This is a genomic window from Paenibacillus taihuensis (genome assembly GCF_003386535.1).
Taxonomy (GTDB): domain Bacteria; phylum Bacillota; class Bacilli; order Paenibacillales; family Paenibacillaceae; genus Paenibacillus_Z; species Paenibacillus_Z taihuensis.
The window spans coordinates 54520-81039 of record NZ_QTTN01000016.1 but is presented as its reverse complement, the minus strand read 5'-3'; the positions used below and the strand labels follow the sequence as shown (position 1 = coordinate 81039).

29 protein-coding genes and 1 pseudogene are annotated in these 26520 nt (G+C 52.2%); 6 read left to right on the top strand and 24 right to left on the bottom strand.

From position 1 onward, the window contains the following. The first annotated feature begins 97 nt into the window (after positions 1–97). A complete protein-coding gene (locus tag A8990_RS14865; RefSeq protein ID WP_116189821.1) occupies positions 98–460 on the top strand; it encodes a winged helix-turn-helix transcriptional regulator in 363 nt (120 codons plus the stop codon). Between the two features lie 156 nt (positions 461–616). On the opposite strand, the gene A8990_RS14860 is transcribed toward A8990_RS14865, so the two are convergent. The 6 genes and pseudogenes from A8990_RS14860 to A8990_RS14835 form a co-directional block, all read right to left on the bottom strand. Continuing rightward, positions 617–2551 carry a chitobiase/beta-hexosaminidase C-terminal domain-containing protein gene (locus A8990_RS14860; protein WP_116189820.1) on the bottom strand — a complete coding sequence of 645 codons (1935 nt, stop codon included), beginning with the start codon at positions 2549–2551 and terminating at the stop codon, positions 617–619. Positions 2552–2721: 170 nt separating this feature from the next. Further along, entirely contained in the window at positions 2722–3576 is an 855-nt protein-coding gene (gene yidC / locus A8990_RS14855; protein ID WP_116189819.1) for a membrane protein insertase YidC, read from the bottom strand. Positions 3577–3599: 23 nt separating this feature from the next. Next, complete coding sequence (locus A8990_RS14850) at positions 3600–3851, bottom strand: hypothetical protein (protein WP_116189818.1); 252 nt, start codon at positions 3849–3851, stop codon at positions 3600–3602. Positions 3852–3932: 81 nt separating this feature from the next. Next, positions 3933–4490: an NAD(P)/FAD-dependent oxidoreductase gene (locus A8990_RS14845; protein ID WP_281272509.1), complete on the bottom strand. Its 558-nt coding sequence runs from the start codon at positions 4488–4490 to the stop codon at positions 3933–3935. Positions 4491–4497: 7 nt separating this feature from the next. Further along, a pseudogene (locus A8990_RS14840) lies at positions 4498–4871 on the bottom strand (VOC family protein). Further along, entirely contained in the window at positions 4858–5913 is a 1056-nt protein-coding gene (locus A8990_RS14835; protein ID WP_116189816.1) for a cysteine peptidase family C39 domain-containing protein, read from the bottom strand. Before A8990_RS14835 ends, A8990_RS14840 begins: the two are co-directional and overlap by 14 nt. Positions 5914–6097: 184 nt before the next feature. Here A8990_RS14835 and A8990_RS14830 point away from each other — a divergent pair, with 184 nt between their 5' ends. After that, positions 6098–6751, top strand: a complete 654-nt coding sequence (locus tag A8990_RS14830) for a hypothetical protein (RefSeq protein WP_116189815.1) — start codon at positions 6098–6100, stop codon at positions 6749–6751. Between the two features lie 25 nt (positions 6752–6776). Here A8990_RS14830 and A8990_RS14825 read toward each other — a convergent pair whose 3' ends face one another. From A8990_RS14825 to A8990_RS14775, 11 genes are all read right to left on the bottom strand, one after another. Then, a complete protein-coding gene (locus A8990_RS14825) occupies positions 6777–7199 on the bottom strand; it encodes a MerR family transcriptional regulator (RefSeq protein ID WP_116189814.1) in 423 nt (140 codons plus the stop codon). Positions 7200–7223: 24 nt separating this feature from the next. Further along, positions 7224–8234, bottom strand: coding sequence for a medium chain dehydrogenase/reductase family protein (locus A8990_RS14820; RefSeq protein WP_116189813.1), 1011 nt, complete (start codon positions 8232–8234; stop codon positions 7224–7226). Between the two features lie 132 nt (positions 8235–8366). Further along, positions 8367–8804 carry a rhodanese-like domain-containing protein gene (locus A8990_RS14815; RefSeq protein ID WP_181909590.1) on the bottom strand — a complete coding sequence of 146 codons (438 nt, stop codon included), beginning with the start codon at positions 8802–8804 and terminating at the stop codon, positions 8367–8369. Between the two features lie 96 nt (positions 8805–8900). Further along, positions 8901–9815, bottom strand: coding sequence for a LysR family transcriptional regulator (locus tag A8990_RS14810; protein ID WP_116189812.1), 915 nt, complete (start codon positions 9813–9815; stop codon positions 8901–8903). Positions 9816–9826: 11 nt separating this feature from the next. Next, the gene (locus tag A8990_RS14805; protein WP_181909589.1) at positions 9827–10783 is read right to left on the bottom strand and encodes a DUF4838 domain-containing protein; all 957 of its coding nucleotides are present in this window, start codon (positions 10781–10783) and stop codon (positions 9827–9829) included. 27 nt (positions 10784–10810) lie between these two features. Next, on the bottom strand, positions 10811–11935 hold the full coding sequence (locus A8990_RS14800; protein ID WP_116189810.1) for a GNAT family N-acetyltransferase: 1125 nt from the start codon (positions 11933–11935) through the stop codon (positions 10811–10813). Between the two features lie 109 nt (positions 11936–12044). Beyond that, the gene (locus A8990_RS14795) at positions 12045–13742 is read right to left on the bottom strand and encodes a sensor domain-containing diguanylate cyclase (RefSeq protein ID WP_245996032.1); all 1698 of its coding nucleotides are present in this window, start codon (positions 13740–13742) and stop codon (positions 12045–12047) included. A 72-nt stretch (positions 13743–13814) separates the two neighbouring features. After that, positions 13815–15890, bottom strand: a complete 2076-nt coding sequence (locus A8990_RS14790; RefSeq protein WP_116189809.1) for a WG repeat-containing protein — start codon at positions 15888–15890, stop codon at positions 13815–13817. Between the two features lie 169 nt (positions 15891–16059). Further along, positions 16060–16260: a fibronectin type III domain-containing protein gene (locus A8990_RS14785; RefSeq protein WP_245996031.1), complete on the bottom strand. Its 201-nt coding sequence runs from the start codon at positions 16258–16260 to the stop codon at positions 16060–16062. Positions 16261–16372: 112 nt separating this feature from the next. Further along, positions 16373–16675, bottom strand: coding sequence for a hypothetical protein (locus A8990_RS14780; protein ID WP_116189807.1), 303 nt, complete (start codon positions 16673–16675; stop codon positions 16373–16375). 162 nt (positions 16676–16837) lie between these two features. Beyond that, on the bottom strand, positions 16838–17299 hold the full coding sequence (locus tag A8990_RS14775; protein ID WP_116189806.1) for a phage tail protein: 462 nt from the start codon (positions 17297–17299) through the stop codon (positions 16838–16840). Positions 17300–17567: 268 nt separating this feature from the next. Here A8990_RS14775 and A8990_RS14770 point away from each other — a divergent pair, with 268 nt between their 5' ends. Next, positions 17568–18191 (top strand): DUF2306 domain-containing protein, encoded by a 624-nt coding sequence (locus tag A8990_RS14770; protein WP_116189805.1) that lies wholly within the window; start codon positions 17568–17570, stop codon positions 18189–18191. A 51-nt stretch (positions 18192–18242) separates the two neighbouring features. On the opposite strand, the gene A8990_RS14765 is transcribed toward A8990_RS14770, so the two are convergent. The 5 genes from A8990_RS14765 to A8990_RS14745 are packed head-to-tail and all read right to left on the bottom strand — an operon-like array spanning position 18243 to position 23296. Next, complete coding sequence (locus A8990_RS14765) at positions 18243–19235, bottom strand: Gfo/Idh/MocA family protein (RefSeq protein ID WP_245996030.1); 993 nt, start codon at positions 19233–19235, stop codon at positions 18243–18245. Between the two features lie 7 nt (positions 19236–19242). Beyond that, entirely contained in the window at positions 19243–19761 is a 519-nt protein-coding gene (locus tag A8990_RS14760; protein ID WP_116189803.1) for a GNAT family N-acetyltransferase, read from the bottom strand. 30 nt (positions 19762–19791) lie between these two features. Next, complete coding sequence (locus tag A8990_RS14755; protein WP_116189802.1) at positions 19792–20625, bottom strand: imm11 family protein; 834 nt, start codon at positions 20623–20625, stop codon at positions 19792–19794. Positions 20626–20651: 26 nt separating this feature from the next. After that, entirely contained in the window at positions 20652–21761 is a 1110-nt protein-coding gene (locus tag A8990_RS14750; RefSeq protein ID WP_181909588.1) for a M14 family metallopeptidase, read from the bottom strand. Beyond that, positions 21758–23296, bottom strand: coding sequence for a YfcC family protein (locus tag A8990_RS14745; protein ID WP_181909587.1), 1539 nt, complete (start codon positions 23294–23296; stop codon positions 21758–21760). Before A8990_RS14745 ends, A8990_RS14750 begins: the two co-directional genes overlap by 4 nt. Positions 23297–23465: 169 nt before the next feature. Between A8990_RS14745 and udk the strand changes: the two genes are divergently transcribed. Next, complete coding sequence (gene udk / locus A8990_RS14740) at positions 23466–24095, top strand: uridine kinase (RefSeq protein ID WP_116189799.1); 630 nt, start codon at positions 23466–23468, stop codon at positions 24093–24095. 80 nt (positions 24096–24175) lie between these two features. Here the strand turns inward: udk and A8990_RS14735 are convergent, their stop codons facing one another. Both A8990_RS14735 and A8990_RS14730 read right to left on the bottom strand, forming a co-directional pair. After that, positions 24176–24586 (bottom strand): VOC family protein, encoded by a 411-nt coding sequence (locus A8990_RS14735; RefSeq protein ID WP_116189798.1) that lies wholly within the window; start codon positions 24584–24586, stop codon positions 24176–24178. Between the two features lie 85 nt (positions 24587–24671). Beyond that, positions 24672–25340 carry an RNA polymerase sigma factor gene (locus tag A8990_RS14730; RefSeq protein ID WP_116189876.1) on the bottom strand — a complete coding sequence of 223 codons (669 nt, stop codon included), beginning with the start codon at positions 25338–25340 and terminating at the stop codon, positions 24672–24674. A 240-nt stretch (positions 25341–25580) separates the two neighbouring features. On the opposite strand from A8990_RS14730, the gene A8990_RS14725 reads away from it, so the two are divergent. Further along, entirely contained in the window at positions 25581–26186 is a 606-nt protein-coding gene (locus tag A8990_RS14725) for an Hcp family type VI secretion system effector (RefSeq protein WP_116189797.1), read from the top strand. Positions 26187–26276: 90 nt separating this feature from the next. After that, positions 26277–26507, top strand: coding sequence for a hypothetical protein (locus A8990_RS31255; RefSeq protein ID WP_147306816.1), 231 nt, complete (start codon positions 26277–26279; stop codon positions 26505–26507). The last annotated feature ends 13 nt before the right edge of the window (positions 26508–26520 follow it).

The following is a 26520-nucleotide window of genomic DNA, read 5'->3' as shown; positions in this document are numbered from 1 at the left end:
GACGAATAGTACGCACTCTTAAGTGCTATAGGCACCAAAAAGTACCCTACTAACACGATCATACAACCCAATCTGATTCGAATAAGGCGGCGGCAATATGGAGAGGAAGAAATATAATATATCCGTTGAAGCAACGTTAGAGGTTATCGGCGGCAAATGGAAATGCGTCATTCTGTGCCATCTCACGCATGGCAAGAAGCGCACAAGCGACTTGAAGCGTCTCATGCCCGCTATCACGCAGAAGATGCTCACCCAGCAGCTCCGCGAGCTGGAGAGCGACGGCATCATTAATCGGATCGTCTACAATGAAGTGCCTCCGAAGGTGGAGTATGAGCTCAGCACGTACGGCTGGACGTTGAAGCCGCTGCTCGATTCCCTATGCTCCTGGGGAGAGCAGCACATCGTGAAGGAGTATGGCGATAAGTTCGCTGTGCTTGAGGATAGTATTCTTAATCGATAATAAGCGCCTCGCATTTCAGCCCACAGGCCGCAGCTTCTGCTTCCCCTATAGCTGCTAAAGAGCTTGAGGGGGTTAAATAAAGAGAACGAAAATAAAGACCCGCAGTTCAAGCTGCGGGTCTTTCAAGACATAGATTCTTGCTTTCGTTATTTGGTGTTATCCGGAGGCAACGACTGAAGTACTGCAGTTTTCAATTTCAATACCATTTTTAAACGTGACTCTCACAACATCTCCAGCTTGTACTTGATAAGCGGGAGTATGGGCAAGCGCTATCATGGCCATTGACGGTAGACTACCACCCGGGGAACCGCCACCTGGGAACCCGCCTCCAGGGAAGCCTCCTCCAGAACCACCACCATCCCAGTTTAGAGTTGCAGAATCAAGATCAACAGTAACAGGGTTAGAGTCCGGATTTATGATGATTGAAGCAATTAAGTCTTTAGCATCGGTTATACTTGTCAAATCTGTGCTTACAGTTGGATTGAAAGTAATAGTAATCATGTACAAATCCCCGCTACTAATCTGCGAAAGTGAAGCCACGACTGACGGAGAAGTACTCTCAGCATGCAATAATGCTCTGAAGCCAACAACATTTCCATCGTCATCCGCCGCGGCTATTGCAATCCAGTTCTTTCCTTCACTGATATCGATGTCGTCTCCAGCCGTATAGTCAATTCCATTGAATTCAGTGCCGGCTGATGGTGTCTCAGGCTCATCAACGGTGGTGCTTACCATCCATTTTGTAGCCCCAGCAGGCAGGTTCTCCAATGCTATGATCTGTGCAGTATCTGTTGTCGAACCGTCTGCTGGATCATCATAAGTAAAATTTCGAGGCGCATACAGATAAACCGGCTCCACATACTGCGGCGCTTGCACCGTGTAGCTAACGTTTGTTACCGCACTGTCCGTCATGCCGGTCTTTACTGCAATGGCTCTGATTGTCACATCGCTCGTAATCACAATCGGGCTGCTGTATGCCGTGCCGTTCGTTGCGCTTGGCGTCGTGGTGTCTGTCGTGTAGTAGATAGTTGCTCCCGATGTCGTCGTACTAAGCGTCACTGTCATCCCCGACACAACCTCGCCTGCAGCCACGTTTGCCGTCGGCGCTTCCGCTTGTTGAATCGTATAGCTCGTTTCCAACACGTTGCTTGTTATATAACCGCTCTTTACCGCGACCGCTTTAATCGTTACCGCGTTTGTAATCACAATCGGCCCGCTGTACGCTGTGCCGTTCGATGCGCTTGGCGTCGTGGTGTCTGTCGTGTAGTAGATGGCTGCTCCCGATGTCGTCGTGCTAAGCGATACGACTGTTCCAGATAAGACCGCGCCTGCCGATACACTTACAGTTGGTTTTGCAGCAGAAAGCTGAACCGGTATTGTCGGGGTCGATGTCGTCGGAGCGGTAGGCTGCGTAGTATTCGTATCCTTCTCGGGTTCCTTGCCCAGATTCGCTTCTTCCTCTTTCTTAATCGCCACGTACGCCTGCTGCCCGCCATATGCGCCAACAACGAGATCCGCGCGGGTAGCGAGCTTGCTGCCGTCGGTCTCTTCGGGGAGGATCTTCTTATTAATCGCTTGCTTAACTGCATCTGCATACCAAGGGGATCCTGTCGTGTCCGGCTTTACGCCTAATCCCCTGACCAAACCTGTCGCAAACTGTCCTAAAGTGACATCGCCGCCTGGCTGGAAAGTGTCATTTCCCGTTCCGTTCAGGAGACCGGCCTTCTTCGCCGCTTCAATATAGGGAATCGCCCATCCATTGGCAGAGTCATCCGCTTTCACATCCGAGAAGCTGGAGGCTGTCACGCTGTCATTGACATTGACTCCGTAAATCAAAGTAAGCACCTTGGCAAATTGCGCCCGGGTCATGTTATCATCGATGCCGAACGAATCTTCGCTAATGCCTTCGAACACACCTTTGGACAATAAGGCATCGATCTTGGCTTTTAATGCCGCGTCCACGCCAGCCAAATCCTTGAAATCTGCCGTTGTCTTGGTTGTCGTTGAATTTTCTGCGGAGGCAACTGCACTTGGCAAGAGCATACTGGCTACCAGAGGAACCAGTAGCCATTTTGAAATCCGATTTTTCATCTTCAAAAGCGCTCCTTTTAAATATAAATTGATTAGTACATTAGTCCTAAAATAGTTTTCGGCAAATTTCGACTGGAAGTTTAGCCCAATGTGGGGTTTTTAACATGAAAATGGCAAAAAAAGACCGGGATACCTACCATAAAGGCATGACCCGGTCTTCCTTATATCTGTTACATCTTCTCCGTCAGCTCGGACGTCTGCTCGGACGGCTCTGTCTTCGTACGCTTCCCATACAGCTTCGTCAGAAGCAGCGTCTGCACGATGATGAAAATCCCGCCCACCGACCAATACAGCGGCAGTGCTGCCGGCATGGCAAAAGCCGTAATCCCCATCATGATCGGGGATAACAAGCCGATGAACGCCAGTTGATTATTCGAACTCGCATTCTGTTGAACTTGCACAGACATCCGCTGCGAGACGCGGAATTGGATGAAATAAACGGCCGCCGCAATGAACGGCAGGATCACATCCGGCTTGCCGAGGCTGAACCAGAGGAAATTATGCGCCGCGATCTCCGGCGTACGGCGAATGGCGTAGTAGAACGCGAGCGTAATCGGCCATTGCAGCAGCATCGGCAAGCAGCCGACATTGAGCGGATTGAACTGATGCTTCTGGTAGAGCTGCATCGTTTCGACTTGGTGCTGTCGCTTCGCTTCCGCGCTGTTGTCGTCCTTGAACTTCTCTTTGAGCGCGTTAAGCTCCGGCTGCAGGATGGCCATCTTCTCCCGCATTGCCATCGACTTCTTCGTCTGATTCATCATCAGCGGCAGGATGGCAGTCCGGATAACCAATGTCATCAAGATAATCGATAAACCGTAATCGCCGCCTAAGCCGCCAGCGAGATTCTTCAACAACCATGAGAAAGGATAGATCAAGTAGTGGTTAAACAGCCCCGGCGATGAGGCCTCTATTGGATGCGAAGGCGAAGCAGCCGAGCAGCCGCCAAGCGTCAGAGCCAGAGTGACTCCGAGAAGCGCGAGAGCTGCGGGCTTCACCCATTTGCGTGATTTGAATAATGCTTTCAATGTAATCCTCCCTATTGAATGTACTATGCATCAATAAGGGGATGACAATCTGTATCATCAGGCGATTCCTTGCGTCTAATGGTAAGCACAAGCCAGCGCTGAATATTCGGCATACGAGGCTGATTGACAGGCAGCATCACAGACGGAGCTGCGGCCACCATGCCATGAGTCGACGGTATTTCCTTCGCGCTGATGAAGGCGGACGTAAAAGTGACGATGGAATAGATGAGACAGATCGAGAGCAATAAATCGAATAAGTCTAGTAATTGATCCATCTGTGCCACCTCCCTCTCGCTCTTTGCTCGGTCCTATTAGAGCTATTATAGCACCGTATGCCTATGCAGTTCCAACTGGGATCAATTCCCGAACAACTGCTTCTTAAGCTTGCGGTTGCGCTCGATGAACCGGTCATTATGCGACGAGACCATGCCATACTCCTCCGCCTCCGGCGTAATGAACTTCTTCGCCTTGTTCACCGCGTTCGCCGCGTCTTGGAACGCGCCTGCGATCAAGTGCAGCTTGCCTTCGTGCGCCAGCAGGTCGCCCGCTGCATAGATGCCGGGAACCGATGTTTCGCTCATCGGCGTTCCCGCGATATTCCACTCGTCCTTCATCTGGATACGCACTTTACTGTTATCGAGCAGATCTCGCTGATAATCGTAGCCATGACAAATAATAACCTCATCCACTGGCATCTCCACTTTCGCGTCGTCCTCGTTGTTGCGAAGCAGCACATGCGTAATGGCTTCCTGTCCGTGCGGGGCGATCAGCTTCTCGATTTCTGTATTCAATAGGCAGTCGACCCCGTTGTCGACCAGCTTCGATACCTCTGCTTCGTGACCCTTCAGCGACTCTTTGCGGTAGGTCATGTACACCTGCTTCGCAAAAGGTGCAAGCTCATTCGCCCAGTCGATCTCGAACTTACTCTCGGCAAATCATGACCTTGTTGCCGTCCGGATCTTTCACAACGAACCAATGGTCGTGCTCGATCTCCGTAACAAGCTCGACTCCTAGCTCTTTCATGTAGTCCAGCGAGCCTTGCAAGTCGCTTGTCATCAGTATAAAGGCAGGCGTCACAATGGGCGGCGCTCCGCCAGGCTCTTGGCCTCCCACATCGGCATCGTGTCCAATATAATGCCGGTGCCTTCAATCGGCAGCGGACATAAATGCCCGGCAATGATTTCACAATCAGCTTCATTGAATCCGAGAACCTTGCAATACCAGCTTCGCGACCTCTCGATATCTCGGACCGGCACGAAGGACTTCCTCCTCGAACGATTGTTATAAAGCCGCATAGATCTCTTTGATTTTGCCGAGCGCTTGCTTCTCCAATGTCTGAATCTCGCTTAAGGTCAACGCACACCACTCGCTCTCTTTGACTTCATGCTCAGGGGGCTCGGTGTACGGATATGTATCTCGTAAGATGCTGAATTTAGCGGAAATTTCGTTGTATGTTCGGGTAAGCTCGTCGATGAGCGCTTGGTTCGACTCAGCCAGCCTCTCCCGTACTTCAGTCAGAAACTGAACGGCATGGCTGCGTGATTCGTTCAATATCTCAATAAACAGACTGAAGAAGTACTGGCTCAAACTGCCGTCGGCGAGTCCCTCTAACCAGCGTTCATAGGCTCGTTCACCGACAAGATACGTCTTGCCGGACCATTCGCATTGGTATGTGCCCTGCTCATTAATCGCAATGACAAATTCGAGCGCTTGTTTGAAAGAAGCATGGTCATCCTCAGCCTCAACAGCTCTGCCACAGTGCAGCGATACAAGTCCGCCTGTAATGTCGCCGCCCGCTTCTGCACGTTCCCGATTATTCACGCAGTGAATACAGGTGCATCGGCTTAGGCCAAGCAGGTTCCACGGAATGACGTCCTCGCTAAGCTCATATCCGGTATGCCAGTTGTACCTGTAATAGCCGTTGTCATCGTACCCGTAGACGACGGAGAATTGATTGCGGATGTCGATATTTTTAGCAAAAACCGGCTGTCCTGCTGCAATGGCTTCTCTTGCTTTATCCCATGCCTCTTGTTGAAGACGAGTGAATTCTTCACCGTCTGCATAGACATGAAAGCCCTCAATGTCCACGCCAATATTGCGGGCAAGCCGGAGCACCTTTGGAACAGGCGGTCCCCCATTGGGCTCTGTCATGTTCTCATCTAGAACAAACAAGAACGCGAGTCCTGTCATGCCATAAATCCACGAAGCGGTTAAAGGCAGCCCATAATAATCCGTGACTGACTTAATCGCGCCGACGAGTGAAGAATCCAGCCCGCTGAACCTGTAGTTGTCCAGCTTCACGATCGCGTGTGACCCCGTTGCCTCTTCCGCCTGCATGAACATACCTCCGCCTTCGCAGTTATAATTTTGGATAAATTCTCCAGATAATATAAAATCCCTGCTGCTGGCTCATATGAAATCCATTAATTCCTTATAGCCTGCGGCGAGCATATCCACTATTGTTAGACCTGATTATCATTTATCGATTATCGATTCACCCAGAAGGAGATTAACATTCAAAATGAACAAATGGTTACGATGGGCCAGCCTACTCCCGCTCGGTTTCGCTATCGGTTTGTGGATCGGGACCCATGATCAAATGACGACTCAGGACTGGCTGCTCGTGGCTGGCGTATTGGTCCTTACATTTGCTCTGTTCTTTATTCCGAGCTTGCAAGCCGTATTCTGGACGCCGGACATTGACAAAGTTGAAGCCTTTCTTAAACGGACTCGGGCAAAGTATCTCCAGAACGGTATCATCCTCGATGCGGCAAATGGCGACTTCGAAGCCGTGGAACGCGCGATTCCTCGTATCCGGAACAAGCGGATTCGTGCAGCAGCGCTAATTTCTCTTCATCTCGAGCGGCGAGAAATTCAGGAAGCGCTTCGGCTATTGGACGATGTACAATCCGTCTCGCACCGCAATTATGTGCAAGCCATCATCGCCATTATGCAGAACGACTTCGACCGCGCCGATGCGTTCAAGGATGGCATTCGCAGCAAGGTTCTTCAGCTTGCGATTGATGCCGAGATCGCCTTTAAAAAAGGGGAGCAAGCGAAAGCAGATCAGATCGGACAACAGGTGCTGGCACAGGCTCGCGGCGTGCTGAAATTCTCGTTTACCCGTTCGCTGGAGCGGCAGCAGCGCAGCCCGCAGCGAAGCATGTATTTCTAGGGCAGAAAGAAAGGCCGCTCACGCCTTAAAGGATGTGATCGGCCTTTTCCAGTTTCTCCAGCATAGCGGAGTAGAACGCTCTCTTCTCAAGCGCTACTGCCTTTACTTCTTCCAGCTGTTTCATACGTTGATCCAAATCCGCGATGTGCCGGTTCAGAATGTCAATTCGACTGTGCAGCGTATCCTCGATTATTGGCGCATCTTCTTCCCGCTCCGTCAGCAAACATCCGTCCTTCGTGAAACTCATAATATCTTCGAGCGTCATTCCCGTCTGTTTCAAGCCGTAAATAAACCGAATATACCGCAGGTCCAAGTCATCGTACTGTCTGGACCCGCCGCTATTCCCGAGCTGCCGGCGCGGTTTCGGCAGAACGCCGATTCGCTCGTAATAACGAAGCGTATACGCCGTAATGCCAGTTAATCGTGCGATGTCGCTGATCGAATACATATCCTCACACCACTTTCCCGAAGATCAACGGTTTATAAGAACGATTTTACCCGTTATCTGGGAGGTTTCAAGAAGCTGATGCGCCTGTGCCGCTTCGCGCAGCGGAATCCGCGCAGCAATAATCGGAGAAATCCGCCCATCGGCAAGCAGCTGGAACAGATGTTTTAGGTCCTCTCGGAACCACTCCGGATGCTCCATCCTCAGCGTTGTAACGGAATAGAGATAAGCGGGGTTACCCTTTGGCGTCGTTCGGTTTGCCGCCATGCTCGCCCAGTCCTTCATCCACTGACTCGAATCGCCCTGCCCAAGCACTGACGTGTAGCCATAGCCGACGAATCGTCCGTTCGGATGAAGCGTCTGGAATGACCGCTCCCAGTTATCTCCTCCAATCGGATCAAACGCGGCATCCATGCCTTCCGGCGCCCGCTCGCGCACGGCTTGCACAAAATCCTCTCTGCGATAATCAATCGGCACCGCCCCGTAATGTGCGACTGTATCATGCTTGGCCTTCGAAGCCGTTCCGAACATCTTGGCCCCGGCAAGCCGACCAAGCTCGAGCAGCGCGGTGCCTGTGCCTCCGCTTGCGCCATGAATCAAGATGCGTTCTCCCTCGGCAACGTTAGCGAACCGATGAAGCATTTGATACGCGGTCACATAATTCAATAGGATTGCCACCGCGAGCGAGGCGTCGAGCTGATCCGGCACCGGGTACAGCTCATCTGACTTGGCGTAGACGTAGGCCGCATATCCGCCAGTCCCGTTGTAAAATACGGCAACCCGCTCTCCCTTACGGACATAGCTGACATCTTCTCCGAGCTCTTCCACAACACCGACTGCATCGTATCCAGGTGTAAAAGGTACGCGCGGTGAACCCGGATACTTGCCCTCTCTTCGCATCACATCGGCGAGCGCGACTCCGGCGCTTAGCACCCGAACAAGAACCTCATCTCGCTGCACGGGGCGCAGGGGCTCCTCCACCACTTTCAACTTCTCCGGTCCGCCGTATTCGGTTACGACAACTCTTGCATTCATCATTGATCAGCTCTCCCTTCCCTTATCTGAAATATGAGGATAGTTCCAGCATAAAAATTAGAGCTGACTCTAAGTCAAGCACAGAAAAAAGAGCTGCAACAGGCTGTCATTCCGACAGCTTGTCACAGCCCCTTCTTAACCGACTATGGGAGCAGCCTCCCCCAGCGTTCCCTCAACCTCGTTCCCTTCCTTGCGCCAATATTCCATGCCGCCGAGCATCTCTTTCACCTTGAACCCGAGCCCGGAGAGACGAGCCGCCCCTTTGGTCGCGCCATTGCAGGCAGGCCCCCAGCAGTACACGACAATCGTCTGCTCCTTGTCGAATTCGGCCGTGGTCTCGGCACTAATCTCTCTGGATGGCAGGCTGATCGCGCCTGGAATATGGCATTCGGTGAAGGCTTTCTCGCTGCGCACATCGATAAGCAGAAAGTCATTCAAGCCATGCTGCATGTCATACCGAACATCCGCAACGTCTGTCTCGACAGCCAGCTTATTCATATAATGACGATGCGTTTGCTCCGGTGATGCGGCAGGCGTCTCGAGAACGAGGGATTGGCGGGTTTGAATGGTCATTTGGATTACCTCCGATTGGGTTATGGCTTCCTTGATGTCAATGTACCATAGCTCCCGCAATTGGAGTTATCGATAGAAATCTATAGCATACTTCATTTATTTTGATAGTTCGCTGCCAGCGTCAGAATCACCTTCGCGGGCACCGCCGCTTAGCAGCTCCAGGAAGCCTACATAAGCTTTGGACTTCCACTTCTTCTTCGCACAGATGAGCTGGGTGTAAAATTTACACTCCGGATGAATGAACGGAATCGCGGCAAGCTTACCCGCCATCACTTCCTCCGTCACCGCAATTCGAGGCAGCAGCGCAATCCCGAGCCCATACGTGACGCACTGCTTGATCGCTTCGAGACTGCCGAATTCGTAGGACAGCTTGAACGTCACCTGATTGCTCTTCAACACTTTGAGCAGCATGGCACGATAGGTGCAGCCGTCCTCGGTCAAGATCAGTGACTCGTTCTCCAGATCTTCCACACCGATCTCGCCTTGTCCGGCTAACGGATGGTCCGGGCTTACAATAATGACGAGCGGCTCTTCCCGCAAAATGCTGCAGTCCAGCTCCGGGTCCGAGAACGGAGGGTCCAATATAATCCCAATATCGAGCGCTCCCTCCTTCACCGCATCGATGATGAACGGCTCGTTACCCGGTTGAATCGCAACATTGACGTCGGGATACGCCTTCCGATAAGCCTGCAAGTACGCCGGGAGATAAAAGGAAGCCAGCGTCTCGATCGTCCCAATCGAGAGCGTCCCCTTGGACTGCTTGGCTACGACTTCCTTGGACTCATCATGCAGCCTGCATATATAGTTCGCATACTGCAGCAGCGCTTCGCCTGCCATGGTCAGCACCATTTTCCTGCCGTAACGCTCCAAGAGGACCGCGCCGTAGGCTTCCTCCAGCTTCTGAATCTGCGTCGTTATGCTCGACTGCGCGTACCCGAGTGTTTCCGCGGCTTTCGTAAAACTGCCCCACTTGGCGACTTCACGAAAGGTCCGCAAGTACGTTAGCTCCACAGCGCTTCACCTCACTTCCCAATTGCCTTCGCATACGCCACGATCGGCGGTTCGCCGAACGCCTCTGCGTAATCCTCGCCAAGCCATACGCCGAAGCTCGTCTGCCTGCCAAACCCAAGGCTCCGGTAATACTCGGCATCCCCGCGGATGACTTCCTCGTAGAACGGCAGCGGCTTAAGCGGCTTCTGCCATTTGCAGAACCTCGAATTGTCCATCCAGTACTCGAGGATTTGAGCCCCTTCCTGTCCAAACAGCTGAAGCAGCCCTGGCAGGTGCTCAAGCTCCTTATAGTTCTCCGGGCAATCCGGATCATTGATCGGCCGTGCCGAATCGCGGTAAATCGGCGCATACTCGAGAAAAATACCAGCATCCGGCTGTACCTTCTCCGGCGCTTGGATTGTATCTTGATAAGCCAAATAGCAGTGCTGCGCCTCTGCATCGAACCGCCGAATGCCCCGCAGGATATGGTTGTAGAAGACCATCGCCTGATCGGAGGCAGTCAGCGCCTGACAGCTTCCGCAGTGACAGGCACTATTCGTCACATCGTCGATCCAGAAGTAATAGCGTCCCGTCGACGAAGGCACAGCCCGTGCCAGCTCCTCGGAGCGCGCCTCCAGAAACTCGAGCGCCTCCGGGTTCGTCGCGCACAGGTTGAAATCGGGATTCCGGCTGCCTGTCTCGTCCATTCGGAACCAATCAGGGCGCTCAGCGAACATGGCACGCGGAACGAGCCAAGACATCGCATGCGCTTCGAACTCCACGTCCACATTCAGCTCCTGCATCTGCTGCAAGAATTGTTTATAGGCTGGCTTCTTCACATGCCGGAGCGTCTTCTCAAGCTCCTCGAGCGCTCCCTCTCCCCAGCCCGGGTGGATGCCAACCAGGTTAAGACCTGAGCGGGCGATCAAGTCAGCCCAATAAGGACCAGCTTCCTCCGGTAATATAAGTATGCCGCGTTTCTCTGCCATATCCGTTATCTCCTCATGATCCATCGATTAGAACTTGTCCGCTATATACCAGAAGATCGGCAGCGGGAACCAGCCTGCAGGGACGTGAGCGCCGCCGCCCACATAGCGACCATGCGGCGTAAGCAGCAATGTCTGTGCCTGCTTCTTATCCAGCTCCACTGCGCCAGGCTGCGCCGACCGTTCGACCGTCACGCCGTTGCCGTCCACACGGGCGGTAACCGGCTGTCCGTCCAGCACGGCGGAGAACACGCCCGGCATAAGTCCGATCGTCCGGTGCTTCACCGTCAAATACGCTTCCAGCACGCGGGCAAAGTCCATGATGTTATACATGTCGGAGGTCTCAATCGTGTAATTCTCCGCGAAGCTGCTTAAGGACGCGTTCAGCTCCGTGTCATACTCAGGGGCAAATACAGCGATCCAATCTGCGCCTGAATGTGCCAAATAAGCTTTGATCGCTCGCGGAATATCGGCTGCACGCTCCATGGCGAGCTCGGTCAATTCCTTGCCTGTCTTGCTGACCACCAAGTAGCCGATCAGCTTGTCATCTTCAAGCACGCCGAGCGGCTGCTGCTCTAGCCCCGTCAAGATGTCCTGCATCTGCCGCTCGCTTCGATGCACGAATGACGGCCGAGCCTCGTTCAGCTTGCTCGCGTAAGCCGCCGCGCCTTCGATCTCGAACAACGGGCGAATGGACAGCCCTTCTACATTCACCTCTCTCAAGGCATGGCGGGCGTTGACTTCCCCCACCGAGTATTTGATCTTCACCCCGCCAAGCGTGAAATCGAAATACTCATACCGCTGCCGATTTCCGTACAGGACGAGCATGTCGTACGAAGCAGGCGCCTCTTCGATCCACTTGTTCATGAGCACCTTCATATGTCCTTCTCCGCGAGCTCTTGGGTGCACCGATACAATGCCCAAGTATCCGACCCGCAGCGGGAAGCCGCCTGCGTTCATCGGCTCCGGATATACCGCAACCTGCGCACGAAGCCGCCCCTGCCCGTCCGCGGCGACCATGTGCATGCCGGACGAATCGATGTCCTTGCTGTACATTTTGGGCAGTACGCACTCGACATCTATTTTGAATGCATAATTAGCTAAATCGATATATTCTTCGCGCTCATCCGGCCTTGCCATTCTATACTCCAGCACGATTCACGTCTCCCCTTTGCCATTAAAAAAACTACATTCATTATACAGAAAAGCCGCGATTTCGAGACGAATGGGGCGATGGTGCAGTAGTTTTGACAAATTCAATTCGTTAGGCTGAAGCCATTGTGCGGTTGCGCCCCGACCTCTTCGCTGCATAGAGCGCCTCGTCCGCCCGTTGAAATGTTCGTTCGAAGTCAAAGCCCCGTTCAGGAGACGCAGCCGCTACTCCGATTGATACCGTGATCGGCTGGCCCGTAGGACTGACTGTACTCTCGGTTCTTATTCGCACCTTCTCCGCGAGGTCTGTCCCGCCTTTCATCTTCTCTCCAGGCAGAATGGCAATGAACTCCTCCCCGCCAAGCCGGCAGACGAGATCCGTCTCCCTGCATTCCGCCTGTAAAATATGCGCCAAGTAGACGAGCGTCTCATCCCCGACCTTATGACCATGCTTGTCGTTGACGGTCTTAAAATGATCAATGTCGATGACCAGGAGCGTATAACCTGTGCTGTCGCCTTCACGTGCCTTCAGCCAATCCTCTAGCCCCGCCCGGTTCGCGAGTCCGGTCAGCCGGTCGGTATGTGCCTGCTGGCTTAGCCGATCCGCCTGATTCTGCAAGCCCTGCACCGCCATCATCATCGCCCGCGCAAGATGGTGGGCTTCATAATTCCAATGGCTATCGAATAGTGGATACCCTGCCCGATCGCCGGACGCAATCGCCCTTGCGGCAGCAGTCAGCTGTGCGAAAGGCGCAGCGAGCTTGCGTGCCATCCAAAGGCTGAGCAATAGAAACGCCGCAATAAGCGGCACGCACCACTTCAGCTGCGTCATAAGAAAGTCATGCTTCGATTTGGTCACGATCGAAGCCGAAGATTGAACGACCAGCCCCCAGTCGAGGTCGCCGACAGGCAAGTAGCCGACAATGGTCTCGACGCCGTGACCGTCTGCCAGAATCGCGACATGCGACGTCTCGGCTGGATCTTGTCGATTGCCATCGATGGCACCTTTACCGACCTTACCGTTGGCGGGCGGCGGGGGAGAAGGCGGCGGCGGCGGTGTTCCGCCTTGCTTGCCGCGCTGCCCTAGCGTTCCTCTCTCGAACGCCGCGACAAGCCGATCGCCGGGCACGGCCTCGCCCGCCCGATTCTCTTGCGCGTTCATCAGCATTTCGCCCTGGCCGTCGACCAGATAGGCGTAGGTGCCAGGGCCGCTCTTGATCGTATGCTCGAACATGTCGGAGAACACATTCCGCCCCCCAAGATCGATCAGACCCGACAGATATAGACGCTTTTGCTTGCCCGGCATCGTCAGTTGATGCATGGCCAGGATGACGCGATGTCCGTCCGGCGCGATGAACGGCTTGGACATCCAAGGGCCTGGCTCCCGCTCCTTAGGAAACAGATCGGAAGCAGCAAGCTGATCGCCCTTCAAGTAGCCGGTCTCCGGCGTCGTTACGGACACTTGCCCCTCGCTGTCTACGACCATTGCTCCATTAAACATTCGCGAGCCCAGCAACAGCCTGCCCAGCCGCCTGCTGTCGCCTTCAACCGACAGCCCTTCTTCGGCAATGTAGTTGGCCGTCCCTCCAAGCTGCTGGAACATCAGACTCTTGATCGTATTGACGGATGTGGCGAGATTCCGCGCAGCCTCAAAGTTTTTCTGCTGCGTTGTCCGCATTAGCATCTCGTTCTGACGGTGGATCGACACGGCCATCAAGATTACAGTCGACCCAATGAGGGTGAAAGCGAGCAGCCCGACGAGCAAGCTCTGTATTCGAAAACGCCCCTGGTGCGCGTATGGTCCAGTCATGCCCGGTTGTCGCCTACTTGTGCAAGAGTCTGGTTCACCGCGTTATTTTCGCTCATTAATTGTTCCTCCGTTTTAGTGATAAATGGCTGCTTTATAGGACCAACTGCCATTAATGCTGATGTATCCATTGTCGGCTTTGGTAACCGCCCAAGCTTTATTGTTCTTAAAAGGTTGAATGGACACGAATTGAAAAGGCGTCAGCAGCTTGCCGTTATTCTGAATGATAGCCCATAGTCCATTCTTCTTTATACTCGCGCACCCTTCTTGGAATGTGCTTGCATCTTCATATTGTGCTGGAACTTCTAGCTTTCCAGTTGCGTTAATATAGCCCCATTTTCCATTGATCTTCACCGGCGCCAGCTTAGAATCAGTAAACCCCTTCGCATCCTGGAAACGAGGCTTAATAACCCAAACACCTGCTTTGTTCATATATCCCCATAGGTCGTTCTGCTTAACGGCAGCCAACTGACTTGAGAATGAACCTGCTGCTGAATAGGACGACTTAATAACAAGCTTCCCCGTCAAATTAATGAATCCCCACTTCCCGTTCATCTGCACAGCTGCCATACCATTCTCGAACGGCGCGCCACTTGCGAACTGAGGAGTGATTTTCATTTCTCCATCCAGCCCGATATAGCCCCACTTGCCTTTGAGCATTACTGGAGCTAACCCGTTCGAGAAAGAGTCTGCGTTTTGATAGCTGACTTGATTAAGGAACTTGCCATTCGCCTTCACAAAATGCCATCCGTCCTGCAGTTTGACTGCCGCTACTCCCTGGTGGAAATCCTTCGCAACGGTAAATTGGTTGGAGAAAGCAGGCTGACCATGAACGTTAATAAAAGTCCAAAGCTGATTTGAAGCACGCTGCACGGCAGCCAAACCTTCTGAATAAGGCTTCACCCGAAGATAGAGCTGATGGTCTTTTATTCGCTTATCCTTATCGTCCAAGAAGGTCCACGTGAAAGGATCTCGCGGTATAGGCAACGTGTAATTGACCTGTGGAAGTGTGAAGGGAACTGCGGTTGGCGGCATAATGTCTACTGCATCTCCGGAAATCTCTCCGTTCCTATTGTCACCCCACTCGAACAGCTTGCCATCTTCGGTGAGCACAACCGTCGTTTCTTCACCGCTCGTCATATCTTTAATGTGATCGATATTTGGAAGCAGCACTGGTGTAGGCCGATTCTGCTGTGTATTGTCGCCTACCTGCCCACGCTCATTTCTGCCCCATGACCAGATGTGGCCATCCGCCGTGAGTGCACGCGTCTTAGAAACCGCAGTGATATTGTTCAAAGACGGTATCGGTGCTGGATCGTAATAATAATCGTTTAAGGTACCTAACCCCATACTTCCCCTGAAGTTTAATCCCCATTTGACAACACTCCCGTCCTTCAGCAGCGCAATATCTTGAGAGATAGATTTTACATTCTGCAAACCTTCGAACAAGGTCGGCGTAGAACTCACCTCTCGTTCACAATACTCGGTTCCGCAGACCGTTACGTTCCCCCATGTCCATACCCTGCCATCTGACGTAAGAGCGAGGCCCTCGGAAAAATCAGCATAGATAGCTGCTACATCCTTTAAGCCTGCAATTTGAATGGGCTTTGCTTCGTAGTCGCTTGTGCGTCCAATACCGAGCTGCCCCTCATCGTTCCTCCCCCAACTCCAGACGGTGCCATCTTCCTTAATGGCTAGCGTGAAGAACGCGCTATCTGAAATTGCTTTGACGTGGTCGATACCCGCAACTTGGATGGGCTTAATAGAATAGTCAACCGTGTTTGGATCTTTACCCAGAACACCGTAACTATTCGAGCCCCATTTCCAGACCGTCCCGTCTGATTTTACGGCTGTAGAATGACCATAGCCCGCCGAGATTAGCTTTACATCGTCGACTCCTTGAATCTGTACGGGAATCACCCGGTAGCTTTGAGGGATTTCCCCGAGTTGATTCTCGACGTTACTCCCCCAGCTCCAAACATGCCCAGTGCTGTCTAGCGCAAGGAAGTGATAGTGCTCTCCGGCTACATCTGTAAAAGTTACATTCCCATTACTTTTACCCTCAGAAGTGGCAGCAGCATAGGAATTACCGCAAAGTAGTGCACTAAATAGCATGAAGCAATAGGATAGTTTAATAATTTTTGAACGCACGGCTTGGACTCCTTACATTAAATGAGATTTGATACCACTATTTGTTTCGACAAATAGCGCTATACACCTTCCTTATTTTTCATCCGCGAGCGCGGTTATCGTACCCTTTTTCTCACCAAATAAAAGAAACACCCCGCTCGCAAAATGGACGAGCGGGTTTACCTAACGATTAATTGCTTACGGTATGTCGTATACCCCGACTGCGTCGTGTTCTCCGGGTCGTTGTATAGAGGAACGTAAATGCGTTTAAGTCGCGCTCTTCCGTCTTAAATGTCCCCATAGAACTCCAATTGCCGCTCTGTCCGTCGCCGGCTCTGTAACTAAATGCGGTTCCCGGCTTCAGCCCGGTTGCCGTCACTTTATGATCCATATATGTCGTCAGCTTGCATGGGCTTGTACTCATTTTATAAAGACAAAAAAAACACCACCAAAGGCTGTTAGGCCAACTGGCGATGTAGGATGATTAAATGATTAAACATGAACTAGACAAATTCCCCGATATCATGCTGACCGACAATTAGCTTCGTAGGCTCCAGGAACACCCTGGTGATGACCGGCTGCGTGATCAGATCGATCTCGATATCCGCAACTTTGTACCGGGCGATTTTGCCCTCCCTTCTGTCATAGACAACGTCGAACTGCTTCAATCCCAATTGGTGAATCAGGACGGAGGAACCGATCGACAGAGCGGCCGTCTCATACTCCCCATGTTCGAATAATACTTCCGAAATAATCTCGTCATCCATATCCACGATCTTCACTTGCTGACAAAACAGATAATGCATTCTTGAACCTCTCCTTCCAGTCATAGATGCGCGCGCCATTCACCTCTATTATCGGATTCGCGCAAGTAACCTGTGAGCGGCTCCTGAAGAGACAGCTTGTTGATTTTATAATAAAAAAGAGCGAAGGCATCAATCTGCCTTCGCTCTTCTCTATTTTGCAGCTTAATATTCGCCTTTAACGACAAAGAACGAACCGCGAATCGTTCCGGCCAGCGCGGACTTCTGCCGAGCGAACTTGAACTTCTCTGCCAGCTCTGCCGGCACTTCCATTCCCTCGGACAGCTTGAAGCCGACTGCCCGCTTCTTCCCATCGCCAAGCGTATACAAGACGTTGATGGATAGGCCATCCTCGTAGAAGACGTACGCCCATCTAATATCCTCCACTTGAAAAAGCGATGTTTCGAGCGGCTTCGCTGCAATCTCAATATTGCGCTCCTTCAGAACGAGGTTCACGTAATCAAGCGTGTCTTGGCTTTCGCTCGCCGGCACCGTTACGAATTGATGCTTGTACTTGTTCATGAAATACCGTGCTTCATTCGCGCGCAGCCCTGCAAGTCTGTCTGCCACAGGTGAAGATTCCAAACCAACCGTAGATACATTCTTAAAATCAACGACGTAGGACATTTCCCGATCTCCTTCTCTCTCATATCTCGCATTGCTCTTATTTACCAACTACTATACCATGTGTTCTCTTAAACTAGTATTAACAATGTTGCTCCGTCAAAACCCTGTCGGCGGCGGCCAGGATTGTTGGAATTTCGTTCATATTCGCCTCGCCTTCATGCCGATACTGCACCTATAATAATAGACATCCATCTATTGTCCCGTACAACTGAGCCGAGTACAACCTCACAGCTTGGGGACGCGGGTCTAAAGGAGAGAAGTGAGGGTCATGGTCAGGCATCCATCCTACTATAAGCTGTTCGTTTACTTATGCGTTATCTATATCCTATATGCGCTGGTTATCAACCTCGTTGTCCATCCCGGCGCGGCGACATTTCTAAGCCACAAAACAGATCTATCGCATGAGCTGAAACCTCAGATCTGGTTAAAGGTGATGTACGTTCATGTCGCGTTCGGCTGCTTGGCGATGGCATCGGGTCTCGTTAATTTCGTTAGCCGCAATTATGAGAAGCACCGCAAATTTCATCGCGTGAACGGCTATTTCTATACGGCCTCCGTGTTCTTGGTCGTGCTGTCTTCCGGCTACATGGCGCCATGTGCTACCGGCGGGCGAGTAAGCAGCGTCGGCCTTAATGTGCTAAGCATGATCTGGATGGCCGTTACGGTCATTGCGATCGTCCATGTTCGGAAGAAGCGAATTGTCCAGCATCGCCGCTGGATGGTTCGGAGCTACGCGTTCTGCTTTACGAATCTGCTGATTCATCTGTTCAGCTCCGTGCTGCACCAGTCCGGCGTTGATTATGTAAACAGCTATATAATTGGGCTTTATGGGGCGATTGCGGTCGTATTAGCGGCTCCGGCAGTGATCTTTAGGGTTCAGGGAAAGCTTTAGATGGTGATGAAGAAAGGCCAGCGTCCTCTTGCGAGGCAGCTGGCCTTTCTCCTATTCGTTCGGATCAATGGAAATGGTGCCGTCTGCCGGGTTCCGCAGCGCTTCCAGAACAAGCTGCGCACGATAGCCGTCGTTGAAGTCGAAGATCGTGCTCTGCTCGCCTTTCAGCTTGCGGATGATATGACTGATGACAGGAAGCTGATTGTCTGCCTCGTCTGCGGGAACGGGCTGCAGCGAGCCTTCGGCCTCACCCATAAACAAATCGCCCCAGTTCTCCAGCGCAAGAACGCCTTGCTCGCCGTGAATAACCATCGAGACGCGTTCTTTTTCCGCCTTGGTCGTGCCGGTTAGTTGGATGTTCACGTTGTTATGCAGCGTTAAAGTTGCCTCTGCTTCAATCTCGCTGGCATTGGCATCGGCCGGATAGTTGACGTTGCTGCGTACATGCGTGATCGGTCCGAATATCTTATGAATCAAGTGAATCCAGTGGATGCCCACTTCCAGAATAAATCCGCCTTCGCGTCTCGATGCAATCCATGGATTGTTCTGCCATGCTCGCGGCCACTGCGGGAACTCAAGAATCAGATCGATCGAAGTGACCTGACCGATCGCGCCTTCCGCGAGCAGTCTCTGCAGCTTAACAGACGACGGGAATAGCGGCATCATGAAGTGAATCGCATGCAGCACTCCAGCTCCAGTCGCTGCGTCGAGCATTTCCTTCGCTTCTTCCAAGCTGTTCGCGAGCGGCTTCTCGCAGAACACGTGAATCCGCTTGCTGATCGCAGCGAGCACGACCTCGTGATGCTTGGAAGGCGGCACGGCAATATAAAGCAGCTCAATTCCCTGCTCCTTGTCCAGCAATTGCTGATAATCGTTGTATGTCCGCACGCTAGGGTTCGCCTCGGCGAACTTACGAAGCGCATCTTCGTTCGACTCGCAGACGGCAACCAGCTCGATATCATCCGGATATTTAAACAAATTATTGCGGATCATGTTTTGGCCCATTACGCCAAGCCCAACTGCTGCTGTTCTGATCTTCGTCACGTTTCTGTTACCTCCAGCCTTCTCGATGTAAACAATAGTAAATGAGCCCATCCCTCAGTTCAATCTCCCGCTCAAACTGAAACCTCTTCAGCAACCCGATGGACCGCTCATTTCCTTGCTCTACCGTTGCTTCGATTAAGTCTAGGCCCATTCGGTTGAAGCCGAATGCGAGGACGGGTTGAAGTGCCTCTCGCATGAACCCTCTTCCCCAGTGTGCCACGGCTAGGTCAAAGCCAATCTCCGCTCTGGACTTCTCGCCTTGTACCCAGCAATGGAAACCGCAAGTTCCAATCAGTTGACCGTCCGCCTTATTGAATATCCCCCAGCGCGTCCCTGTATCATCGATATGAAACTGAATGACTTCATTCGCCTCTTCGATCGTTCTGCACGGCTCTATATCCATAAATCGAGTCACATTCTCGTCCGAGAAGTGCTCAAAAACAGCGGCGGCGTCATCCAGAGTAAGTACAGCGAGTCTTAATCGATCTGTCTCTAGCTCGGGAAAAATGAAGTTTGTGCGATTCAATGGGTTTTGCCTCCCTCACGGTCGCGCACGTTACCGCCAACCAAACAACGACTTCTTCTTCTCTTTAATTCCCCACGTGAGTCCCAAGATAATCGGTGGAAAGTAGATGGGATCAATCCAGGAATACGTGCCATCCAGCAAGAGATCCCCTAGTAAAATACTGTTCTTCTCATTCGTCTTGATCGCCCATTGGCCGCTATAGGCGATATCACCTCTATGCTTCTTGACGTGCTTTACCGCCTTGTCGAAATTGAATGTGGTTTGCAGAGAGGCATCGACTTCTAGGCACATCGCAGCAAACTTGGCTTCTTGCTGCTGCCATGTGAACTCCGAATCCCACATATTGATGAGCTGGAAGCCTTCGAGCTGACTCTCGATGATCTCCCTCAACCTGTCCGATACGAAGATTGAGGCAAGACTCCGCTCCCCACCCGGAAGCTTTATTTTATAAATATCATGACCTTGGACAATATCTTCAACCAGAGCAAGTCCCTTAATATCATAGATCGTATGTAAAGGGCTTTTGGCGTTAGATTGCGCCATGTCGATGCAGTCGAGTACGGTAAGCACGTTCAGAATACTGAATTCTCCGTCCTTGCTCTTCAGCGGCAAGAACTCCACATTCAAATTCGGCAGCTGCTCCATGACATTTCTTGCTCGTTTGCTTACCACCAGCGCGCCGCCTAATTCTCGAAGGAAATCGGCTGGTTTTCCTTTATCCCTTAACTCCACCTCAAGCTCAACCCATTGATTGGTCAACGGATTCCCTTCGCGAAAAGACTCCCTTAATGCAAAGAATGAATCCGTATCGAGAAATTCGGTTGTATTCCATGCAGGATGATAATCGAGCCACCAAGCTTTCATAATAAACACCTCAACTCTTACATGATTTATAACTCAAACCCGCGAATAATCCCCTCGTACGCCTGCCGGCAATCCGATATCGCCTTGCTTCTCCATGCTGCGGAAGACGGCGCGTACATTTCCCGGAATCGTCTCCGAATGTTCGACTTGGAACCTCTCCCTCTGTGCCGATGATCGTTCTGCTGCACAGTGATATGCAGACTCTCGATCTGGGCGAGAATCGAATCCCCAAGCGTGCCGAATTCAAAGGCTGTCGCGAAAAGCTCCGTATCCGGATAACGAGCCGCGCGAAGCCGATACAAGTAGTCGATCATATCCCCGTTGATGCGGTAAAACTCGCCCTCCTTCGTCTCTGTAATCGACTCATAGGAGAGCTTCTTCTGCAGCTCCGGGCGCCCTCTGGGCTCCAAACTCGAGTTCACGAGGAACATCCGGTCACTCGGACCGTACCCGGTATGCATGTCCAACAGGACAATCTGCTTATACTCGCGCATGCATCGCTCATAGAGCTCCTGCAATGCCGCCGTTGCAGGCTCCGCCTGTTCACCGCCATAGTAGATGCCTTGCGGGTCCCCATATTGCCCGAGCGTTACCGCCCGGGTCAGATCGACAGGCTTGGAGGTACGAAGCTCACGCACCATCGTTCCGAGAAATCGAAGCTTCTCAATTGCGGGAATGTTGTGGTGAGAGCGAGGACGGAACAGTCTATGCATCCGTTCATAGTCGGGATTGGATAAAGCGGGCCGATCCGACCAATCCACGACGAGGTTACGATTGAGGTCGATATTGTGCTCGTTCGTCTTGCTCTCGTGCTTCATTCCCCATGGGTTAATCGCATGCACGAGGACGAGCGCTGTCCGTTCGTGATTCAGCCCCTGTACGAAATCTTCCAGCAGCAGCTCCAGCATCGCCGATCCGACTATTCCCTCGATTCCATGCAGGCCCGTCGTGATGATTAGAACCTGATCCGCGTGCGGATGCGACGCCGTCAGCATGTCCATCTCAAGACCCGGCGACAGCTCAAGGCTGGAGAGCGTTGTCTCGCTCCAGTAGCGAGCCAGCGTCTGCCGTCTCGCCCGAAACCGATCGCGTGACTGCTCATAGTTGTCTGGGTACCAGTTGCTCTTCGTCGTCATAGCGGACCGTACCCGAAAATAACCGCGAGCGCGAGCATAACCAGCGTCAAGGCGAACAGGACGAGCTGAATGCCGATCGTCCAGCGCAGCCATTTCACGAAGCTGACCGTCGTCATGCTAAGTGCGATGAGCAGCATCGGGTTGGACGGGTACAACAGATGGCTGAACCCGTCGCCGAAGTTGAACGCCAATACGACAGATTGGCGCGTTATGCCGAGCAAGTCTCCGAGCGGCGTTAACAGCGGGATGACGAGGAATGCCTTTGCCGTCGCGGAAGGGATGAAGAACTGCAGCACGAACACGAGCATATACATCGCCAGCGCGCCAGTTACACTGCCCAGTCCGTCAAAAGCATTCGTCATCGAGTAGAGCACCGAGTCCATAATGCTGGAGCTTTCGAAGATATGCTTCACGCTCATCGCCAGAATGATCAGCAGCGCGCTCGGCGCAAGCCCGGCTACTCCCGCTCCGAAGAGCTTGAACGCTCTGCCTCTAGGAAGCTTGACAACCACTGCGGCGCTTACTGCCGCGAGCAGAATGCCGAGTGCAATGAGCGGCATCGAATAGTCGGACAAGTGGGCGAATGAGAATACCGCCATCAAGACGAGCAAGATGCCGAAGGCAATCGCGGTGATTCGTACCGCAGTTTGCCGTCTCGTGTCGGCGGCTGTCTGGCTCTCAATTTGCGACACGGCTGCGTTGGTTGTGTTGGTTGTGTTCGTTGTGTTGGTTGTGTTCGTTGTGTCGCCCCCGGCTCCGCCTTGCTCGAATTGCTTAGCGTATCTTACGAGGAAAACAACCAGAATTCCGTATGTAAGAGCGAAGATCAAGATCCGATAGAGCATGCCCGAGAAAGCAGGGACATCCGCCAGCTCCTGCGCGACCCCGATCGTGAACGGATTGGTCAGCGCAGCCGAGAAGCCGAAGCCTGCGGGAAGCAGACTTAGCCCGAGTCCCATGAAGTCGTCCCAGCCAAGTCGTCTGGCCACGAGCACCATGACAGGAATGAGAGGCACAATCTCCTCCAATATGCCGAAGATCGCTCCCATCAACATAAAGAAGAGCACGAATACCGCGATAAGCATCGTTGAATTGGAACGGAAGCGAGCGAGCATGCCATCAATCATCGTCATGAACACGCCGGTCTCGTTAAATAGGGCAAATGCCCCGCCTACGATCAAAATAAAGAGAATAATTATAATGACGGTTAATGCGTCACTGGAGGCAAACAGCTCGAACGGAGCGGTGAAGATTCTCCAGAATGGATAGGCATGTCCTTCGCCGGAGGAAAGATAGCGGAATGAATCAGGCACAACCATAAGCGTACCGTCACGCATCGTGCGATCGTAACTGCCGGCTTGGATCAGCTGGGTCAGAACGCCGGACAGCAGCATTAAAGCGAAGAGAATCGCCACGGACTGCCAGAAAATCGTTTGCCCCATGCGGAATACCGCTGAGCCGGATGTCGTAACCGGAGAAGAGGATGCAGGTGATGGATTTCGCTTGTTGGATGACTTCTCATAAGCAGCTTTCACGGTGAAACCCCTCTTCATTTTTTACATTTATTATACATGAGGCGCTGTAATCCCAGTTACAGTTAATTTCCCATGCGCGAGGCTCCGTGAATTGGCGAACTGCTCTTCCACTATGCTACAATACTGAAATTGAATGGATTTTTACATAAGGGAGGTCTCATTGACAGCCATGCTTATTATTGGAATTGCAGGCGGCACGGGATCGGGCAAAACGACGGTTGCGCGCTCAGTCATTGACCATCACGGATCTGACAAAGTCACGTTTATTTCGCAAGACAACTATTACAAGGACCATCCCCATCTGACGATGGCCGAGCGCGAGCAGCTGAACTACGATCATCCGCTCGTGTTTGATAACGACCTGCTGATCGAACACTTGAAGCTGCTGAAGTCCGGACAGGCTGCCGACGCGCCTGTATATGATTTCACCAATCATGCCAGGTTCAAGGATCGGACCGAGAAACTGATGCCTTACAACATCGTCATTATTGAAGGTCTTCACGTTCTGTCTGACGAGAATCTTCGGGCGATGCTCGATATCAAAGTGTTCGTCGACACCGATCCGGACGTACGTATCCTGCGCCGTGTGCTGCGCGACATCGAGGAACGCGGCCGGTCGATCAAGTCCGTACACGATCAATATCTGCAAACCGTCAAGCCGATGCACGAAGCCTTCATCGAGCCGTCCAAGAAATACGCGGACATCATCATCCCCGAGGGCGGCCAGAACGAGGTCGGTATTATGCTGCTTTCCGTGTTGACGGAGAAGTTCCTGAACGAGAAAAGCACAACAGAATAAGAGTTCCGCGTATCTCACCGATACGGGAACTCTATTCGGGTTTCTCACGCTATGCGATTGTCGTTTCTTGTAGTCGTGAATTAACTGCTAAGCTCCGAAGCCTCCGCCTGTATCGGGATCACTTCAATAATGTTGATGAGATGGCCATCCGGGTCTTGCACGTCGAACATAATGTGGTGATTCCACGGCGATGTCCACTCCTCGATCGGCTTCAGCTTGTACCCGCTCAGCTCCAAGTCCCTATACATGTCCCGTACATGGGTCGAATTCAGGTTGTAGCTAGGGTAGTCCACTACTTGAACCTGGTCGGATTCAATCAACGTCATCAGCGGAAATCCATCGTGATCCGGAGCCAGGAAGAACGTTGCCCCACGGCCTGGATCCCACTCCTCGATTCCGCGGAAACGCAGACCAAGCGCCGAGTAGAACGGAATTGAATTTTCTAAATTCGTAACGCGAATGAATATTGCCCCTAACGATTGAGCTCCCATTTTGTTGCCTCCTAATTGGTATGAGAATGCACTACACTTAATAAACGACCATCCAAGCCGAAATCAAACATCCTCTGCAAAAAAATTATTCCGTCACCATAAACCCGTTTCCATCCGGGTCCGTTATATAAAAAGCCAGTTTGCCGTTCGCCCAGAACAGCTTGCTTAACCGTACGCGCTGCCTTGCAAGCCCCGCATACGCCCGGCAGATGGACTTCGGGTCCCGCCTGCGAAAGGCGTCTACCAGCTTGTCGAAATCGTACGGTTCCCATCGCTCTGCCTGACCCTGCGCTTCCTTCGGCGTCTCTTCCGCCTTTGATTGCTTGGCAAGCTTGCGCAGCCTGTGCCGAGCGCGGCTAAGCGCTACCTGCACAGCGTCTTCAGTGGACGATAGGAAGGCAGCCGTTTCTCTAGCCGTGAAGTCGAACACATCCCTCAGCAGCAAAATGACCATCGATCGAGGAGACAGCCGGTGCGCCAGCACTTCCAGCAGCTCTCTCGTCTCCAGCTCCTCATCTGGTGCAGCTATTTCGGGAGTTGCAACGTCCAATCTCGCGGCCTGTCCCTTCGAACGCTTCCGCTTATCCTTCGAGGCGTTGCTTACGATGCGGAATAGGTACGCTTTTGAGATGGGTCGCTCTGGATCTGCTTCTATCGCAAGATGAAGCTTTAGCAATGCGTCCTGCGTAAGATCCTCGGCTTCCCAAGGGTCGTGCGTCATTCGTAAGCTATAGCGGTACATCAGGTCTTTCATATGCAGCAAATTCTTCTGGAGTTCCGACTGCCTCCCCTCCCCCCAAATGTCGAACACATGATGCTCATCAAAGTACTATAATTCTCCAAATTGGAATAACATCCCTTTTTGCCTGTGCGTGCTGCAAGCTCTTCATTAAGGAGATTTTAAATTACTACAAATTGTATCTAAAATGGCGTTGTTTATGATACAATTCGTATTGATCAAGATGCATAAAGCCAATCAATTGGAGGGATTTTTATGACACATTCATTGCCTGTTTCGTTGAAAAAGGTTTTTACCGTTCTGCTTGCTTGCGCCATTCTGCTTGCTACCGCATCGTTTGGAGGCTCGACAGCAGGGGCGATCTCATCGGACGACAACTTCAAGGTATATCTGAAGCTCGACGGCATTCCGGGAGAATCGGTTGCCCAAGGTTACGAACAGTGGATTAATGTTACTGGCGTCCAGTTCGGTGTTGAAAGCGAAGGCACCACCCTCGCAGGGACGGGTATGGCGGTCGGGAAGCCATCATTTAGCGCTCTCTCCTTCTCCAAGTCATTCGATGCCGCATCCATGCCGATCTTCCTTGCAAACGCGCAAGGAAAGGCCATTAAGAGCGCAACCTTTGTCTTTGTTAGAGGAAGCGGCGGAATCGAGAAGCCTGTCAAAGTCCTGACGATCAACCTCAGCAATGTATTCGTCACCAATTATTCCTTCAACAATACGGATGAATCCGTCTCGCTTAAATATCAGGTCATCTCCGTCGGCTATTCTACACAGAAGCCAGACGGCTCATTGAATGCCATGATCAAGTCAGCTTGGGATGTCAGCAAGGGAACTACGGCGACACCGGTCATTCCTTAATAGATAACGGTTTGAAAAGAAAAATCAAGGCCGGGTTCACACCAGAGTGGTGGCTCCCGGCTTTTTTGCTCTTCATACGGTTGCCCAAGCATGCCGCTTCGAGGCGCATGCAGCGCCAATATCATTCTTCAAGATAAGAACGGCAAGCTCTCCGCTAGAGGATTTATTAATAAAAAAGCGATCGTTCCCATTAAGCTCGGCTGCGCCTATCAGAACTGCTCGTGCACCAAGTCGAAGAAAGTTCGCTTTAAAGACGGCACGACTTGTGCGCCAATCTGTTTGACCGCGCAGACCGTCTGCATAATACAGTGCGGTTTCTAGTGACGTTCGCCCA

Bases quoted from the DNA above. Each gene is read 5' to 3' on its own strand.
- A8990_RS14850 (WP_116189818.1), bottom strand. From the start codon at position 3,851: ATGGATCAATTACTAGACTTATTCGATTTATTGCTCTCGATCTGTCTC.
- A8990_RS14825 (WP_116189814.1), bottom strand. From the start codon at position 7,199: ATGTATTCGATCAGCGACATCGCACGATTAACTGGCATTACGGCGTAT.
- A8990_RS14865 (WP_116189821.1), top strand. From the start codon at position 98: ATGGAGAGGAAGAAATATAATATATCCGTTGAAGCAACGTTAGAGGTT.
- A8990_RS14815 (WP_181909590.1), bottom strand. From the start codon at position 8,804: ATGACCATTCAAACCCGCCAATCCCTCGTTCTCGAGACGCCTGCCGCA.
- A8990_RS14805 (WP_181909589.1), bottom strand. From the start codon at position 10,783: ATGGCAGAGAAACGCGGCATACTTATATTACCGGAGGAAGCTGGTCCT.
- A8990_RS14730 (WP_116189876.1), bottom strand. From the start codon at position 25,340: ATGAAAGACCTGATGTACCGCTATAGCTTACGAATGACGCACGACCCT.
- A8990_RS31255 (WP_147306816.1), top strand. From the start codon at position 26,277: ATGCCGCTTCGAGGCGCATGCAGCGCCAATATCATTCTTCAAGATAAG.
- A8990_RS14860 (WP_116189820.1), bottom strand. From the start codon at position 2,551: ATGAAAAATCGGATTTCAAAATGGCTACTGGTTCCTCTGGTAGCCAGT.
- A8990_RS14830 (WP_116189815.1), top strand. From the start codon at position 6,098: ATGAACAAATGGTTACGATGGGCCAGCCTACTCCCGCTCGGTTTCGCT.
- A8990_RS14785 (WP_245996031.1), bottom strand. From the start codon at position 16,260: ATGGATCATAAAGTGACGGCAACCGGGCTGAAGCCGGGAACCGCATTT.
- A8990_RS14795 (WP_245996032.1), bottom strand. From the start codon at position 13,742: ATGACTGGACCATACGCGCACCAGGGGCGTTTTCGAATACAGAGCTTG.
- udk (WP_116189799.1), top strand. From the start codon at position 23,466: ATGCTTATTATTGGAATTGCAGGCGGCACGGGATCGGGCAAAACGACG.
- A8990_RS14835 (WP_116189816.1), bottom strand. From the start codon at position 5,913: ATGCAGGCGGAAGAGGCAACGGGGTCACACGCGATCGTGAAGCTGGAC.
- A8990_RS14750 (WP_181909588.1), bottom strand. From the start codon at position 21,761: ATGACGACGAAGAGCAACTGGTACCCAGACAACTATGAGCAGTCACGC.
- A8990_RS14755 (WP_116189802.1), bottom strand. From the start codon at position 20,625: ATGAAAGCTTGGTGGCTCGATTATCATCCTGCATGGAATACAACCGAA.
- A8990_RS14735 (WP_116189798.1), bottom strand. From the start codon at position 24,586: ATGGGAGCTCAATCGTTAGGGGCAATATTCATTCGCGTTACGAATTTA.
- A8990_RS14820 (WP_116189813.1), bottom strand. From the start codon at position 8,234: ATGATGAATGCAAGAGTTGTCGTAACCGAATACGGCGGACCGGAGAAG.
- A8990_RS14770 (WP_116189805.1), top strand. From the start codon at position 17,568: ATGGTCAGGCATCCATCCTACTATAAGCTGTTCGTTTACTTATGCGTT.
- A8990_RS14780 (WP_116189807.1), bottom strand. From the start codon at position 16,675: ATGCATTATCTGTTTTGTCAGCAAGTGAAGATCGTGGATATGGATGAC.
- A8990_RS14775 (WP_116189806.1), bottom strand. From the start codon at position 17,299: ATGTCCTACGTCGTTGATTTTAAGAATGTATCTACGGTTGGTTTGGAA.
- A8990_RS14725 (WP_116189797.1), top strand. From the start codon at position 25,581: ATGACACATTCATTGCCTGTTTCGTTGAAAAAGGTTTTTACCGTTCTG.